18 protein-coding genes are annotated in these 15,860 nt (G+C 57.1%); 9 read left to right on the forward strand and 9 right to left on the reverse strand.

All coding sequences use genetic code 11. The features are described from left to right. The first annotated feature begins 14 nt into the window (after positions 1-14). Complete coding sequence (gene astE, locus MXF20_RS03030) at positions 15-1,010, forward strand: succinylglutamate desuccinylase (protein WP_325967614.1); 996 nt, start codon at positions 15-17, stop codon at positions 1,008-1,010. A 334-nt stretch (positions 1,011-1,344) separates the two neighbouring features. Next, entirely contained in the window at positions 1,345-1,839 is a 495-nt protein-coding gene (gene spy / locus MXF20_RS03035; protein ID WP_325967615.1) for an ATP-independent periplasmic protein-refolding chaperone Spy, read from the forward strand. Positions 1,840-1,917: 78 nt separating this feature from the next. Here the strand turns inward: spy and cho are convergent, their stop codons facing one another. The 3 genes from cho to MXF20_RS03050 form a co-directional block, all read right to left on the reverse strand. Continuing rightward, complete coding sequence (cho, locus tag MXF20_RS03040) at positions 1,918-2,778, reverse strand: excinuclease Cho (protein WP_325967616.1); 861 nt, start codon at positions 2,776-2,778, stop codon at positions 1,918-1,920. Between the two features lie 107 nt (positions 2,779-2,885). Next, entirely contained in the window at positions 2,886-3,713 is an 828-nt protein-coding gene (gene nadE / locus MXF20_RS03045) for an ammonia-dependent NAD(+) synthetase (protein WP_325967617.1), read from the reverse strand. 116 nt (positions 3,714-3,829) lie between these two features. After that, positions 3,830-5,020, reverse strand: a complete 1,191-nt coding sequence (locus MXF20_RS03050; protein ID WP_325967618.1) for a multidrug effflux MFS transporter — start codon at positions 5,018-5,020, stop codon at positions 3,830-3,832. Between the two features lie 192 nt (positions 5,021-5,212). Here MXF20_RS03050 and osmE point away from each other — a divergent pair, with 192 nt between their 5' ends. Continuing rightward, positions 5,213-5,548, forward strand: coding sequence for an osmotically-inducible lipoprotein OsmE (gene osmE / locus MXF20_RS03055; RefSeq protein WP_132462817.1), 336 nt, complete (start codon positions 5,213-5,215; stop codon positions 5,546-5,548). Positions 5,549-5,602: 54 nt separating this feature from the next. Here the strand turns inward: osmE and MXF20_RS03060 are convergent, their stop codons facing one another. The 4 genes from MXF20_RS03060 to hxpB form a co-directional block, all read right to left on the reverse strand. After that, on the reverse strand, positions 5,603-5,989 hold the full coding sequence (locus MXF20_RS03060) for a DUF6515 family protein (protein WP_325967619.1): 387 nt from the start codon (positions 5,987-5,989) through the stop codon (positions 5,603-5,605). A gap of 197 nt (positions 5,990-6,186) precedes the next feature. Beyond that, positions 6,187-7,578, reverse strand: a complete 1,392-nt coding sequence (locus MXF20_RS03065) for an L-cystine transporter (RefSeq protein WP_325967620.1) — start codon at positions 7,576-7,578, stop codon at positions 6,187-6,189. Between the two features lie 178 nt (positions 7,579-7,756). After that, a complete protein-coding gene (locus MXF20_RS03070) occupies positions 7,757-8,344 on the reverse strand; it encodes a metal-dependent hydrolase (protein WP_325967621.1) in 588 nt (195 codons plus the stop codon). Positions 8,345-8,545: 201 nt separating this feature from the next. Further along, complete coding sequence (gene hxpB, locus MXF20_RS03075) at positions 8,546-9,214, reverse strand: hexitol phosphatase HxpB (RefSeq protein ID WP_325967622.1); 669 nt, start codon at positions 9,212-9,214, stop codon at positions 8,546-8,548. 144 nt (positions 9,215-9,358) lie between these two features. On the opposite strand from hxpB, the gene MXF20_RS03080 reads away from it, so the two are divergent. After that, complete coding sequence (locus tag MXF20_RS03080) at positions 9,359-9,895, forward strand: YniB family protein (protein ID WP_058776249.1); 537 nt, start codon at positions 9,359-9,361, stop codon at positions 9,893-9,895. Between the two features lie 4 nt (positions 9,896-9,899). Here MXF20_RS03080 and MXF20_RS03085 read toward each other — a convergent pair whose 3' ends face one another. Then, positions 9,900-10,793 carry a fructosamine kinase family protein gene (locus MXF20_RS03085; protein WP_325967623.1) on the reverse strand — a complete coding sequence of 298 codons (894 nt, stop codon included), beginning with the start codon at positions 10,791-10,793 and terminating at the stop codon, positions 9,900-9,902. Positions 10,794-10,883: 90 nt separating this feature from the next. After that, positions 10,884-11,174, reverse strand: a complete 291-nt coding sequence (gene ghoS / locus MXF20_RS03090) for a type V toxin-antitoxin system endoribonuclease antitoxin GhoS (RefSeq protein ID WP_325967624.1) — start codon at positions 11,172-11,174, stop codon at positions 10,884-10,886. Between the two features lie 332 nt (positions 11,175-11,506). On the opposite strand from ghoS, the gene MXF20_RS03095 reads away from it, so the two are divergent. The 5 genes from MXF20_RS03095 (at position 11,507) to rplT (ending at position 15,814) form a co-directional block, all read left to right on the forward strand. Next, positions 11,507-12,268, forward strand: coding sequence for a DUF481 domain-containing protein (locus MXF20_RS03095; protein WP_325967625.1), 762 nt, complete (start codon positions 11,507-11,509; stop codon positions 12,266-12,268). A gap of 247 nt (positions 12,269-12,515) precedes the next feature. Next, the gene (thrS, locus tag MXF20_RS03100; RefSeq protein WP_325967626.1) at positions 12,516-14,444 is read left to right on the forward strand and encodes a threonine--tRNA ligase; all 1,929 of its coding nucleotides are present in this window, start codon (positions 12,516-12,518) and stop codon (positions 14,442-14,444) included. 4 nt (positions 14,445-14,448) lie between these two features. Further along, entirely contained in the window at positions 14,449-14,991 is a 543-nt protein-coding gene (gene infC, locus MXF20_RS03105) for a translation initiation factor IF-3 (protein WP_058757673.1), read from the forward strand. Between the two features lie 99 nt (positions 14,992-15,090). Further along, complete coding sequence (gene rpmI / locus MXF20_RS03110) at positions 15,091-15,288, forward strand: 50S ribosomal protein L35 (protein ID WP_006118955.1); 198 nt, start codon at positions 15,091-15,093, stop codon at positions 15,286-15,288. A 169-nt stretch (positions 15,289-15,457) separates the two neighbouring features. Next, positions 15,458-15,814, forward strand: coding sequence for a 50S ribosomal protein L20 (gene rplT, locus MXF20_RS03115; protein WP_010616241.1), 357 nt, complete (start codon positions 15,458-15,460; stop codon positions 15,812-15,814). Positions 15,815-15,860 lie beyond the last annotated feature (46 nt).

The following is a 15,860-nucleotide window of genomic DNA, read 5'->3' on the forward strand; positions in this document are numbered from 1 at the left end:
AGAAAGGAGTAAACATGCAGGACTTTTTACAGCAAACCCTGTCAGGCAGGCCGCCCGCGCAGCGGCAGGGCAGTAACGCCCATCTGCACTGGCAGTGGCACGATGAGGGCATCCTGTCCCTGACACCGCATACGCCCACGCAGCAGGCGCTGGTGCTTTCCGCCGGGATTCACGGCAGTGAAACCGCGCCGGTGGAGATTCTCAATCTGCTGCTGACGCCGCTGCTGCAGGGGGAAAAACCGCTGGCGGTGCGCTTGCTGGTGATTCTGGGTAACCCGTCGGCGCTGCGCAGCGGTAAACGCTACCAGCATTATGATATCAACCGGCTGTTTGGTGGCCGCTGGCAGCAGGTGGCTGATGTGCCGGAGGCGCAGCGCGCGCTACAACTGGAGCAGGCGCTGGAGAACTTCTGGCGGGAATGCCTCGATCATGAAATTCGCTGGCATCTTGATTTGCACACCGCGATTCGCGGTTCCTGGCATGCGCGCTTTGGCGTGATGCCGCTTAACAGCCAGCCGTGGCCAGCGGATTTTTTACACTGGCTGGCAGCGGCCGAGCTGGAGGCGCTGGTGTTCCACCGTGCGCCCGGCGGCACTTTCACTCACTACAGCTGTGAGCATCATGCAGCGGCCAGCTGCACGCTGGAGCTGGGCAAAGCGCTGCCGTTTGGCGAGAACGATCTCACCCAGTTCAGCGGCGTGCAGCGCGCGCTGGCGGCACTGCTGTATGGTGAGGCGCTGCCGGCAGTACGCGAAACGCCGCGGCACTATCGCGTGGCACAGCAGATCACCCGCCACGGCGAGCAGTTTGTTCTGCACATGGGACCGGAAACCCTTAACTTCACCGCCTTTCCGCAGGGCACGCTACTGGCAGAAGAGGGCGACAGACGCTATTACGTGCAGCAGGCGCGCGAATACGTGCTGTTCCCCAATCCGAATGTGGCACCGGGCCTGCGCGCCGGACTGATGCTGGTGGAGGAGAGTGAGCAGACTCAGGCGCTGGAACTGTAAGCCTGATGCTTCTCCTGAACGGAATCCTCTCCCGCTGCAGGGAGAGGATCCGGTAGAGAACAAAAAGTGCCTATCCTGATGGCATTTTTCCTTCCGCAAAACCGACAAAGCCATTACACTCCTCCTTAATTCCTGCGCTTTCCCCTTGATCGTCATACTCTTTTGCAATTCCTCACGCATTTCTTCGCAATCTCTCCATGATTGCCCGATATCTGTCTTTTATGCTTGCAGGGCTTTACTCAGCCTCTGAGTAGTTGACGTTCAGCGTCGTATGCTTGTTTCCGAAGACGCGACACAGGCTGTCGTCATTAAACTGAAAAGTAAGGACAATATTATGCGTAAACTGACCTCCCTCTTTCTGGCTACCGCAATGGCTTTCGGCGCAGCCAATATCGTCCATGCTGCGGCTGACAACCTGACACCGCCGCCAGCGGGCAGCGAAAAACCGATGCACAAGCCGATGCGCCATCACGGCATGGACATGATGTTCAAAGACCTCAATCTGACTGACGCGCAGAAAACCCAGATTCGCGATATCCTGCGTGACAGCCACAAAGACATGAAGCGTCCATCTCTGGAAGAGCGTCGTGCTAACCACAGCATCATCGCATCCGATAGCTTTGACCGGGCCAAAGCGGAAGCGCAGGCAGACAAAATGAGCGCCAATGCGAAAGAGCATGCGCTGAAGATGCTGGAAACCCAGAACAAGATCTATAACGTGCTGACGCCGGAGCAGAAGAAGCAGTACAACGCTAACTTTGAGAAACGTCTGACAGAAAAAGGCCCGCACGACGGTAAAATGCCGCCACCGCCGGCTGAAGGTGAATAAGCCGTTTAGCTTACCGGTTTGAGACCGCCGACGTTGTCCATGGCACATGCTGCTTTGGGCAGCGTCGGCGGTTTTGCGTTACAGCTCTATCAGCGGATAAACGCCGGACAGCAGCGGGCGGCAGAGGATTTTGTAGCCGTCATGGTCGAAGCCGTGACGCGCACGCTGCAGCTGGCGCGCTTCCTGCTCACTGCTGACCGATCCCAGCCAGAACCAGTGGTCGATGACGTGGATCTGCGTCATCTCCGTACCGCGCTCCACCATGCCAACCGGGCCCTGCCACGGCCAGCACACCACGCGCAGCTGCTCCAGTCCGGCCAGCAGGCGCTGCTGATGCGCCGCCAGCGGTTCCGCCCCACAGCAGGCACCGGCACAGCGCTTCAGCGCCGCGCGAAAGCAGCCGCGTCCCGGCTGCAGACGCTCCAGCCCGAGCAGGCCGTGACACAGGCGCAGCTCATCAGCGAGGCTTTTCAGTTTTTCTAACGCGGCAAAGCGGCTGCGGAACAATCCGTACAGGTCTGGCGAGGTGGAGAAATCGAGATCGCGCGCGTAAACCACCTGCGGTGCGCCGTCGCCGAGCTGCAGTGAGCAGAGCTGACGGTTTTTGCGCAGGCGCTTGTTAAACAGCGGCTGCTGGGTTTTGATCATCTGCGCTTCAAGCAGCTGCGCGCCGACGTCCCCGGCAGTCGGGATCCAGCTGACGCGTCGCGCCTGGCGCAGCATGCTGGCTTCGTCCGCGGTGCGAAAATGCGCCATCACCCGGCTGCGCAGGTTGATGCTTTTGCCGATATACAGCGGCAGGTTGTCGTTATCGCCATGAAACGTATAAACGCCCGGCTGGTTAGGCAAGCCTTCCAGCCACTGACGCAGATGTTCGGGATATTGATAGATAGCCGCCGCATCAAATTCGAGGCGATGGCTTTTTGCTCGTCTGACCAAAGAACGCTCCGCTTACTGGTTGTGCATACAGTATATCAGCGTGCGCGTTTTCTCGCCAGCGGCGAGGCGTGATCGGGCTTCCCGCAGCGCGCGGGAAGCCGTTGGGGTTACTTCTTCCAGAAGTCGTCGAACACCGTAATCGGCGGACGGCGTTTATGCTCGGTTTTGGTGTACCAGCCTTCAATGATTTTCGCCGCGTCGGCATCGATGGTTTTGCCTTCGAGGAAATCATCAATCTGCTGATAGGTTACGCCGAGCGCCACTTCATCCTGCAGACCGGGACGATCGTCCTCCAGATCGGCGGTGGGGTGCTTGAGATAAAGATGCTCCGGGCAGCCGAGCGCTTTCAGCAGCTGTTTGCCCTGGCCCTTGTTGAGGCGGAAGATCGGGTTGATATCGCTGCCGCCGTCGCCGTACTTGGTAAAGAAGCCGGTCACCGCTTCAGCCGCGTGATCGGTGCCCACCACCACGCCTTTGGTCATGCCGGCAATGCTGTACTGGGCTTTCATGCGCTCGCGCGCTTTCTCGTTGCCGCGCACAAAATCTGACAGCGCGATGCCCGCTTCCTGCAGCGCGCGCTCGCTGGCCAGCACCGCTTCTTTGATGTTGACCACCAGCGTGCGGTCCGGCTGGATAAACGCCAGGGCATCCTGACAATCCTGCTCATCAGCCTGCACGCCATACGGCAGGCGCACGGCGATGAAACCGTAATCATGATCGCCGGTCTCTTCACGCAGTTCAGTGATGGCCGTCTGCGCCAGCTTGCCGGTCAGCGTTGAGTCCTGACCGCCGCTGATGCCAAGCACCAGCGTTTTCAAAAACGGGTGGGCTTTCAGATAGGATTTCAGGAAATCGACGCTGACGCGGATCTCCTGCTGCGGGTCGATAACTGGCTTAACACCCAGGGCCTGAATGATTTCCTGCTGCAGTGACATGAACCTCTCCTCAAGTCTTAGCCTGACGGCACAATGCGAATCCTGTGTTTAAGCTAACGCCTCCGCTGAAAAACAACAAGCCGAACGGCTTACTGTGCGGTGTTTCTGCTGGCAATTCAGGCGCTTTTCGGCTTCTGCGCCAGCAGGTTGAACATCACAATCGCCAGCATAAAGCAGCCAAAGATGGTGGCGGTCATGCTGACCACCGAAGTACCGCCGAGGCCGGTGATCGGTACGCTGAGCGCGCCGAGCGAAAACATCGCCACGCCAATCACCGCCGAAGCGCTGCCGGCGCGGTGGCCCTGGCTCTGCATCGCCAGTGATGACGCGGTAGTGGCGATCACGCCGTTGCTGGCAATGGTAAAGAACAGCGCCACCAGCACCAGCGGCAGCGGTGCGCCGCTCACGCCGGCCAGCAGCAGGCAGCTGGAGGCAATAAACGCCAGCGTCAGACCGCCTTTCAGCACGCGGTATTCGCCCCACAGCGGACAGAGCCGGGCACTGGTTTGCGAGGCAATCACCAGGCCAATGCCGTTCGCCGCAAAGCACAGGCTGAACGCCTGCGGTGACAGGCCGTAAATCTGCTGCAGCACAAACGGCGAGGCGCCGATGTAAGCAAACATACCGGACATCATGAAGCCCTGCGTCAGGCAGAAGCCCATGAATGGCCGGTGGGTGATGACCTGGCCGAGCGCCGCCCAGGCAGAGAAGATCGATCCCTGGCTGCGGCGTTCGGCGGGCAGGGTTTCGTGCAGCTTCCAGCGCGCCAGCAGAATAAGCAGCACGGCAATTGCGCCCAGCACCACAAAGATGCCGCGCCAGTTCAGCACCGTCATCAGCGCGCCGCCCAGCACCGGTGCACCAATCGGCGCCAGGCCATTGACCAGCATCAGCAGCGCGAAAAAGCGCGTCAGCTCATGGCCGCTGTACATGTCGCGGGCAATGGCGCGCGACAGCACCGCACCGCCGGCACCGGCCAGCCCTTCAAACAGACGCGCCACCAGTAAAGCATGAATATCCTTCGCCAGCGCACAGCCAATCGAGGCGATAAACAGCAGCGCCAGCGACAGCAGCAACGGCCGAATGCGGCCAAATTTGTCGCTCATCGGACCAAACAGCAGCTGTCCGGCACCCAGCCCCAGCAGACCGGCGGTCAGGCTGAGCTGAGCCGTCGCTGTTTCAGTGCCGAGATCGCGTGCCAGCTCGGGCAGGGCGGGCAAATAGAGATCGATACAAAGGGGGCCAAGCGCGGCCAGCAGGCCGAGCGTGATGGCATAAACCAGCCGGTTAGGGTGTGCAGGTGTCATTGATCCTCAATTTTATTTTTCGCTTTAAGATGTATCTTGCGCCGCGATTATACGGAGCTGGTGGCGGCAACACAGCATCTTTACGAAATCCTGACGCGTAACAATGCGCTGAAAGCGCAGCCATTGAGTTGATAAATCTGGAATTATGTTCCAGGCTTAGTGAGACATGGACAATGTATGAGGAACAACAAGATGAATAAAGTGCTGGGATGTATCGCTGCCGCAATGACGCTGGCAGCCCTGTCTGGTTGTACAACTTACGATCGTGCGGAAAGCTACGTGACTAAGCCTGTGGTAAAGGACGTTAAAAAAGGCATGACGCGTGAACAGGTACGCCAGATTGCCGGACCGGCTTCTACCGAAATCACCATGGTACACGCTCGCGGTACCTGCCAGACCTATGTGATCGGTGAGCGCGATGGCAAGCCGCAGACCTATTTCGTGAGCTATAACGACACCGGTCGCGTCATGAATTACGGCTTCCAGAGCTGTAAAGATTACGATACCGACCCGCAAGCCGCGCAGTAACGGCAGCAGAACAGTAAACGGCCCGTCTCTGACGGGCCGTTTTTGTTGGTGCGCTTACAGCCCATAGGGCCGCGGCACCTCAACATAGCTGCCGCCGATGTCACGCTGATAATAGTGACCATCCTGCACGTAATAACGTCTGCCGTTGTAATCCAGTACGCGCATCGCATTGACCGGCGGCGCTGCCGGGGGCTCGACCACCACGTAGGTATCGCCGTGGCGCTGATAGTAGTTCCCGTTGAGCAGATAATACGTGAGTCCGCCAATCAGTACCGCCGTGGCGGCCTCTGGCAGAAAACGCAGCGGTCCGGGATGGCCCCAGCGTGGTCCCGGTCCACCCCAGTGCGGGCCGGGGCCAGGACCCCAGCCCCAGGGATGAGCAAAACTAACGGTCGGCGCTAACAGGGTTAACGCCAGCAGTGAGGCGATAACGTTTCTCATGGGGGTTCTCCTGCGGTAACTCCCCGCAGCATTCGCCTTTCAGCGGGCAAACTCAAGCGAAAAACCGGCGATTTTTCCTCTGCTTACCATGCTTAACGATTTCCTGACGTGCGCGCCACGATTGGGCAAAAATGTGCAGAAACGGCAAAAAAAAACGGCAGGCTTAACCGGCCTGCCGTTGCGGAATAGCGCGTCTGTCAGCGGTGCGCCAGTTCCGCGTGTTCGTCGCTTTCCAGCACTTTCTTGTCGGTCATCCCCAGCCAGCGGCTGGTCAGTGAACCGGCGGTCATCGAACCGTTGACGTTGAGCGCGGTACGGCCCATATCAATCAGCGGCTCAATGGAGATCAGCAGCGCCACCAGCGTGACCGGCAGGCCCATCGCCGGCAGCACGATCAGCGCGGCAAAGGTCGCGCCGCCACCGACGCCCGCTACACCGGCTGAGCTCAGGGTGACAATACCGACCAGCGTAGCGATCCACACCGGATCAAACGGGTTGATGCCCACGGTCGGCGCTACCATCACCGCCAGCATAGTGGGATAGAGACCGGCACAGCCGTTCTGGCCGATGGTGGCGCCAAATGAGGCCGAGAAGCTGGCGATGGATTCCGGTACGCCCAGACGGCGCGTCTGCGTCTCCACGTTCAGCGGAATACTGGCGGCGCTGGAGCGGCTGGTGAAAGCGAAGGTGATCACCGGCCACACTTTACGGAAGAAGCGCAGCGGGTTGATGCCGTTGATCGACAGCAGCAGCGCGTGGACGCCAAACATAATCGCGAGGCCGAGATACGAGGCCACCACGAAACCGCCCAGCTTGATAATGTCCTGCAGGTTGGAACCGGCAACCACTTTGGTCATCAGCGCCAGCACGCCGTACGGCGTCAGCTTCATGATCAGACGCACCAGCTTCATGACCCAGGATTGCAGGGTATCGATCGCCACCAGCACGCGCTCGCCTTTGGCTTTGTCATCTTTCAGCAGCTGCAGTGCCGCCACACCGAGGAAGGCGGCGAAAATCACTACGCTGATGATCGACGTCGGATTGGCGCCGGCCAGATCGGCAAACGGGTTTTTCGGGATAAAGGAGAGCAGCAGCTGCGGCGTACTCAGATCGGCGACTTTACCGACGTAGTTGCTCTGGATGGCGCTGAGACGCGCGGTTTCCTGCGCACCCTGTACCAGACCTTCCGCACTCAGGTGGAACAGACCGGTTACCAGCACGCCCACCAGCGCGGAAATGGCGGTGGTGAACAGCAGCACGCCGATGGTCAGCACGCTGATTTTGCCCAGCGACGAGGCATTATGCAGCCGCGCGACCGCACTGAGAATCGAGGCAAACACCAGCGGCATCACAATCATCTGCAGCAGCTGCACATAGCCGTTGCCGACGATGTTAAACCAGCCAATTGACTCTTTCACCACCGGGCTGTTTTCGCCATAAATGGCCTGCAGCGCCAGGCCAAAAATCACCCCCAGCACCAGGCCAGTCAGCACACGCTTCGACAGGCTCCAGCTCTGGTTGCCGACGCGGTTAAGCGCAATCAGCAGCGCGACAAATGCCACGATGTTGAGGATCAGAGGAATATTCATTGTTAACTCCTGAAGGTCGCCACGCGATCGCACCGCGTAACCGAAAATAGCAGAGGGATCCTCTGTAACTGTCGCGGCATGGTACCAGTTGGCCCTGCGGGAACAATATATCTAAATCGTCTGGATTATAACTAAATGGAATTTAAGGCGATTTTTTCAGCAACCTTCGATGTGGATATCAGCGCGCGCTGCCGTTAACCAGCCGGCCAATCCCGTTCTGCAGGTTGTTGAACAGCTGTTCCGGCCAGCCATTGGCGCCAAACGACGGCATACCCGGCGGAAACCACAGCGCATAACCCACCAGCGCCAGGCACAGCGCACGTTCCAGCTGATTGCCTTTCTGACTGTTCAGTAAAGGCAGGCGGAAGCGCCAGCGGCACGGCCACAGCAGCGGCACGCCGGCGGGCGTCAGCATATCGGCGACAATGTGGCTGAGATAACCGAGCGTCATGCCCTGTAACACGTCCGCTGGCAGGAACCAGTCGGCCGGCACGTTAATCTGAAACAGCCACAGGCTGACCGCCACCGCCAGCAGGCTGTGGGTAAAGCCGCGATGGCCGAACGCGCGAGCGATGGGCTGTGACAGCCACCTCAGCCGCTGGCCCAGCACCGATTTGGGGTGATCGATATCCGGCAGCAGACAGGTGAGCAGTGCAGCCGGCACCAGATGCCACCAGTCGGCGCTGGCCATCACGGGCGTCAGTTCGGCGCGTTTGGCAAAAATGGCACTGGCGATGGCGAAAATGATGTGGCCTTCGGCCGTCATGATGAAACCTGGCTGCAAAAACTGTCGATGCATCCAGTATAGGGATTTATCCAGTAAATGAGAACGGTGACGCTGTAACGAAGAGTGAATTTTTTTCGCTGCCCGCGCCTGAAAAAAGCGCGGGAAATGAACGGTCTGGCTTACTTTCTCACGTAGTGATAATGCGACACAGCAGACCGGTTATCGCGCGTGGCCCACCGCTCAGTTAAACAGATGTTGCGCCTGCAGCTGTGCCAGGCTCTCCAGCTGCACATTGGCCAGCGTCCAGCGCGCGTCGTGGCGATGGTCGGCAGCGGGCACCACAATCGAGCGCATGCGTGCGGCTTTACTGGCGATCATGCCGTTGAACGAGTCTTCCAGCGCCACGCAGTTGAGCGGATCAACCCCCAGCTTTGCCGCAGCATCGAGATAGACCTGCGGATGCGGTTTGCTGTAAGGCAGCGCTTCTGCTGAGGCAAGGGCGCTAAAGTAGTGCCGCAGATCGAACATCTCCAGCACGCGTTCCAGCATGTGCATCGGTGACGCCGAGGCCAGCGCAATCGTCAGGCCCTGCTGCTGACACAGCTGCAGCGCCTGCACAACGCCAGGCAACAGCGGCCGCGTCTCTTCGACCAGCGCCAGCGCGCGGGCAATAATGCGCTGAGTGACTTCGGCCTGATCCGGCCCGTTCCACGGCAGCGCTTCGTACCACATGCGCACGGTTTGATCGATGCGCAGGCCGAGCGTATCCGGTAGTTCGTGACGGCGGCTAATGTCCACATTCAGGCTGGCAAACACTTCCAGCTCGGCGCGATCCCATAGCGGTTCGGAATCAATCAGTAAGCCATCCATATCAAAAATAGCGGCCAGCACAGGGCGACGATAGGTCATACAACAGCTCCGTTGACAGTTTGCCCTACCTTAACATGGCCGGCGGCGAAAACCGACTTACGGCAGGTTACGCATTTTTCAGGAAAATTTACGGTAGTGCAGGTAGACTTAGGGCAAAACTACTGTTTGTGAAGGGAAGACACCATGACGTATCAACAGGCTGGCCGCATCGCCATCCTCAAGCGAGTGGCTGGCTGGGTGATTTTTATTCCGGCGCTGTTATCCACCCTTATCTCCATCCTGGGCTTCATGTTCAAACACAGCGAAAAGCAGCCCGGCATTGACGCCGTGATGCTCGATTTCGTGCACGTGATGGTGGATATGATTAAGTTCAACACGCCGTTCCTCAACGTGTTCTGGAACAATTCGCCGGTGCCGGAGTTCAACGGCGGGGCCAATATTGGCTTCTGGCTGATCTATATCCTGATATTCGTGGGCATCGCTCTGCAGGCGTCAGGCGCACGCATGGGTCGTCAGGCGCGCCATATCAAAGAAGGCATTGAAGACCAGATGATTCTGGAGCAGGCGAAGGGCAGTGAAGGGCGCACGCGGGCGCAGCTGGAAGAGAAAATCCACGTGCCGCGCCACACCATTTTGCTGCAGATTTTTCCGCTGTATATCCTGCCGGTGATCATCGCCGTCGCCGGTTACTTTGTATTAAAACTGCTCGGCATGCTGTAACGCATCAGGCCGGTCTGGCCTGACGCTGACCCAGCGCATCCTCATCCAGCAACTGGCCGATCGCGAACTGCGCTTCGCCGGCCCAGTTGCCGCCAAACACGTTGGCGCGGTTTAGCAGATAGTAGAGCTGATACACCGGCTGGCGCTGCGAGAAGCCCTCCGGCAGCGGCCAGACGGCGTGATACCCTTCGTAAATCTGGCGCGGCAGATCGGCATAATAGCTGAGCATCGCCAGGTCGCATTCGCGATCGCCCCAGTAGCAGGCAGGATCAAAGAGCCACGGACCGCTGGCGCTACCGGCGCAGTTAGCCGGCCACAGATCGCCATGCAGTAACGAAGGCTGCGGATGGTGGTTCGCCAGGCTGCGCTGCACACAGTCGACAATCAATTCCATGTCGCCATAGTGCACGCCTTTTTCCGCCGCCAGCTGTAGCTGCCAGCCGATGCGCTGTTCGGCGAAAAACACCGACCAGCGGCGCAGCCAGCTGTTGGGCTGTGGCGTGGTGGTGATGTTGTTGTCAAAGTCGAGACCAAACTGCGGTTGCTCGCTCCACTGGTGCAGATGCGCCAGCTGCTGGCCGAGCTGAAAGGCGCTGTGCGCGTCGAGCGGCTGAGGGGGAATGTACTCCAGCAGTAGAAAGCTGGTATCACGATCGTTGCCGACGCCGTAAACCTTCGGCACGCGCACCGTCTGCGTCCGCGCCAGCAGATCCAGCTGATCGGCTTCCCAGCTGAACAGCGTCAGCATGTCGCGCGTATTACATTTGACGAACACCTCCAGCTCACCGTAGCGCAGGCGCCACGCGGGGTGTACATCGCCACCGGGCAATTCATGGCGTTCCGTAATGTCGGCATCGCCGGCATATTCGCTTAACAGACGACTAATGGCTGACCACATCGGGTAATCCTCTTTATTCGCTGCGTAAGATCGATTGTAACGCGCAAAACTTGCACAACTCCAGCGGCAATATGCAATTTGCGTGGTGCGTCAGGCTTGGGCCTTGAGAAACGCATCCAGCGTGGTGACGTCAACCTCCGGCTGCTGGTCCAGCGCCACCGCGGCGATCCCCGCTGCGTGTTCGGCCAGCGCCTGTTTCTCCAGCGCGCTGACGATGCCAAAGCTGTTAGTGCCCAGCTCATGCGGATGACCGTCCTCATCGTGCAGCGTGGTGCTGTAGCCACCGTTCACCATGGCACTGTTCAGCGCCTGCAGATCGCTGAGCCCCTTTTCCTGATAGCGGAAAGTGACAATGTAACGCTTAAGGTCGAGATCGCTCATCTTTTCACCTCATTGTTATCGAACAGATTTCAGCGTAGACCAGCGCCTCCGATAGAGCGAATTCTGCACAACCGCCGCCCTGCTGACAGCGTAAAGTCCTGTCAGGTGGCGCAGAAAATTCTTGTAGCATTTAGGCTGCTATTTGGGTATTTGCCGCCTATAATGCGCACCGGAAATGGGAAGATTCCCAATCCACACGCGGTGCCAGCGCAAAACCTGGCGATTCTGGTGCTTTCATACTTTTTTACAAAACTTACCGTAAATTGCATTGATTGCCCGGGGAATTTCTCCAGACTCATCTCTTTTTCAACTGTCGTACGGGTTACCTTTTAATGAAAGCCTTTAATAAGCTGTCCGCTGTTCTGTTGCTCTCCGCCGGAGCATTTTGTCACCAGGCCTTTGCAGATAACGCAGTCTTCACCTCAATGGATGACCCTTCTACGGCAAAAAAACCGTTCGAAGGCACCGCGTCAGCCGGTTACCTGGCGCAGACCGGTAACACCACCAGCTCATCCCTGACGGCGTCGACCAGCATGACCTGGTATCAGACCTCAACGGCGTACAGCCTGTGGGGCAACGCCGCGAACACCTCATCTAACGATGAGCGTTCTTCAGAAACCTACAACATCGGTGGCCGTAGCCGTTACAACCTCAACAGCGCCGACTACCTGTTCGGTCAGGCAAGCTGGCTGAGCGATCGCCTGAACGGTTATGATTCACGCGATGTGCTGACCGCCGGTTACGGTCGTCAGATTCTGAACGGTCCGGTGCACTCGCTGCGTGCTGAATTCGGTCCGGGTGTGCGTTACGATGACTTCCACGATGGCGGCCACGAAACCAAAGCGCTGGGCTATGGCGCACTGAGCTACCAGTGGCAGCTGACTGACACCACCAAATTCATCCAGGGTGTGTCCGTGCTGAGCAGCTTCGGTGATGACACCACGCTGAACTCAGAAACTGCGCTGCAGGTGGCCATCAATGACCACTTCGCGCTGAAACTGGGCTACAACGTTACCTGGAACAACAATCCGCCAGCCTCTGCGCCAGACCGTACCGACACCAAAACCACGGTCCAGCTCTCTTACGCGATGTAAGCGAGCGCGGATTATCCAACCGTCGCCCGGCCAGTGCCGCGCGGCGGTTTTTTTTGATCTCTCTTTGGCTTAGCGCATTTCTTCCTGGGTTTTGCTCACTGCGGAAAGCTGTTATCATCGTTGCCGCTTTACGCGCCTGGCGTCATTCCGACAATGTGGGTCTGACATCACGCCAGGTAAACCAAACCAGAACTCAATGTTGCATGTAGGCTTTCGTGTGGCTTACCACTGCAATTAAGGATATGAAATGCCAGTAATTACTCTTCCTGATGGCAGCCAGCGCGTATTCGACCGTCCGGTCAGCGTGATGGATATTGCGCTGGATATCGGTCCGGGTCTGGCGAAAGCCTGTATCGCCGGTCGCGTCAATGGCGAGCTGGTGGATGCGGTCGATCCGATCACCACTGATGCGCAGGTCGCAATTATTACCGCCAAAGATGAAGCCGGTCTGGAGATCATTCGTCACTCCTGTGCGCACCTGTTAGGGCATGCGATTAAACAGCTGTGGCCGAACACCAAAATGGCCATCGGCCCGGTTATCGATAACGGCTTCTATTATGATGTCGATCTCGACCATACGCTGACGCAGGAAGATCTTGAGCAGCTGGAAAAGCGCATGCACCAGCTGGCAGAGACCAATTACGACGTCGTGAAGAAGAAGGTGAGCTGGCAGGAAGCGCGTGACGTGTTTGCCGCGCGTGGCGAAAGCTATAAAACCACCATTCTTGACGAAAACATCAGCCATGACGATCGTCCTGGCCTGTATCATCATGAAGAATACATCGACATGTGCCGCGGTCCGCACGTGCCGAATATGCGTTTCTGCCACCACTTTAAACTGCAGAAAATCTCCGGTGCGTACTGGCGCGGCAACAGCGACAACAAAATGCTGCAGCGTATTTACGGTACGGCCTGGGGGGATAAGAAGCAGCTGGCGGCGTATCTGCAGCGCCTCGAAGAGGCCGCGAAACGCGATCACCGTAAAATCGGTAAGCAGCTTGATCTCTACCACATGCAGGAAGAAGCACCGGGCATGGTGTTCTGGCACAACGACGGCTGGACCATCTTCCGCGAGCTGGAAGTGTTTGTGCGCACCAAGCTGAAAGAGTACGACTACCAGGAAGTGAAAGGTCCGTTTATGATGGACCGTGTGCTGTGGGAAAAAACCGGGCACTGGGAAAACTACAAAGAAGCGATGTTCACCACGTCGTCTGAGAACCGTGAATACTGCATCAAGCCGATGAACTGTCCGGGTCACGTGCAGATCTTTAATCAGGGTCTGAAATCGTACCGCGACCTGCCGCTGCGTATGGCGGAGTTTGGTAGCTGTCACCGTAACGAACCGTCAGGTGCGCTGCACGGTCTGATGCGCGTACGCGGCTTCACGCAGGATGACGCCCACATTTTCTGTACCGAAGATCAGGTGCGTGATGAAGTGAACAGCTGCATCCGCATGGTGTACGACATGTACAGCACCTTCGGTTTTGAGAAGATCGTGGTGAAACTGTCGACGCGTCCTGAAAAACGCATTGGCAGCGATGAAATGTGGGATCGTGCCGAAGTGGATCTCGCCGAAGCGCTGAAAGAGAACAACATTCCGTTCGAGTATCAGCCGGGTGAAGGCGCCTTCTACGGCCCGAAAATTGAGTTTACCCTGCACGATTGTCTCGATCGCGCCTGGCAGTGCGGCACTGTTCAGCTAGACTTTTCCCTGCCAAAACGTCTGGATGCCACCTACGTGGGCGAAACCAACGACCGTCAGACGCCAGTGATGATTCACCGTGCGATTCTTGGCTCAATGGAACGCTTCATCGGGATTCTGACCGAAGAGTTCGCCGGTTTCTTCCCGAGCTGGCTGGCGCCGGTGCAGGCTGTGGTGATGAATATCACCGACGGCCAGGCAGAATATGTCAGTGAATTGACGAAGAAATTGCAGAATGCTGGCATTCGTGTCAAAGCAGACTTGAGAAACGAGAAGATAGGCTTTAAAATCCGCGAGCACACATTACGTCGCGTCCCTTATATGCTGGTCTGCGGTGAGAAAGAGGTGGAAGCAGGCAAAGTTGCCGTGCGCACCCGCCGTGGTAAAGACCTCGGGAGCATGGACGTAGATGTGTTTGTTGAGAAGCTGCAACAAGAGATTCGCAGCCGACATCTTCACCAATTAGAGGAATAAGGTTATTAAAGGCGGAAAACGAGTACAACCGACGCGTCCGAACCGTATCAACGGCGAAATCCGTGCCACCGAAGTGCGCTTAACTGGCGTAGACGGCGAGCAACTTGGCATTGTCTCACTGCGCGAAGCGATTGAGAAAGCAGAAGAAGCTGGCGTAGATTTAGTTGAAATTAGCCCGAACGCCGAACCGCCGGTTTGCCGCATTATGGATTACGGCAAGTTCCTTTATGAAAAGAGCAAATCTTCTAAGGAACAGAAGAAGAAGCAAAAAGTTATCCAGGTCAAGGAAATCAAATTCCGTCCTGGTACCGATGAAGGCGACTATCAGGTAAAACTCCGCAGCCTGATTCGTTTTCTGGAAGAGGGCGATAAAGCCAAAATCACGCTGCGTTTCCGTGGTCGTGAGATGGCGCACCAACAGATCGGTATGGAAGTGCTTAACCGCGTGAAAGAAGATCTGAATGAACTGGCAGTGGTCGAATCCTTCCCGACGAAGATCGAAGGCCGCCAGATGATTATGGTGCTCGCACCTAAGAAGAAACAGTAGGCTTTCAAGTAATAATGCCGCGCAGCGTTCGCGCTGCGCGGAATTTTATTCGCCTGTCTGGTTCATTTTATTAACAATGCGAAGTGGATATTTGTAAAAATGCCAAAGATTAAAACTGTACGTGGCGCCGCTAAGCGCTTCAAGAAGACCGCTTCTGGCGGCTTCAAGCGTAAGCACGCAAACCTGCGTCATATTCTGACTAAAAAGTCTACCAAGCGTAAACGTCACCTGCGTCCAAAAGGCATGGTGTCTAAAGGCGATCTGGGTCTGGTTGTTGCCTGCCTGCCGTACGCATAAGTAAACCCTTTTTTTAATTCCCCGATAGATTTCGGGTTGCAGTCAGGCGGCAACGGAATGAATCCCTGCGCTTACATCAGTAAGTGACCGGGATGAATGAAGGCAGCCAACGCCACTGCGGCACGAAAGATGATGGGGAAATCACAGAATATGATATAGGAGAGCTCACATGGCTCGCGTAAAACGTGGTGTAATTGCTCGCGCACGTCACAAGAAAATCTTAAAACAAGCTAAAGGCTACTATGGTGCACGTTCACGTGTTTACCGCGTTGCCTTCCAGGCTGTTATCAAAGCTGGTCAGTATGCTTACCGCGACCGTCGTCAGCGTAAGCGTCAGTTCCGTCAGCTGTGGATCGCACGTATCAACGCTGCGGCGCGTCAGAACGGCATCTCTTACAGCCGTTTCATCAATGGCCTGAAAAAAGCGTCCATTGAAATCGACCGTAAAATCCTCGCTGACATCGCTGTATTCGACAAAGTGGCATTCACTGCACTGGTTGAAAAGGCAAAATCAGCTCTGGCGTAAGTCAGGTAAAAAAGGGAGCTTGCTCCCTTTTTTATTGCCTGCAACC

Source organism: Pantoea dispersa (assembly GCF_035783935.1).
GTDB classification, from domain to species: domain Bacteria; phylum Pseudomonadota; class Gammaproteobacteria; order Enterobacterales; family Enterobacteriaceae; genus Pantoea; species Pantoea dispersa_C.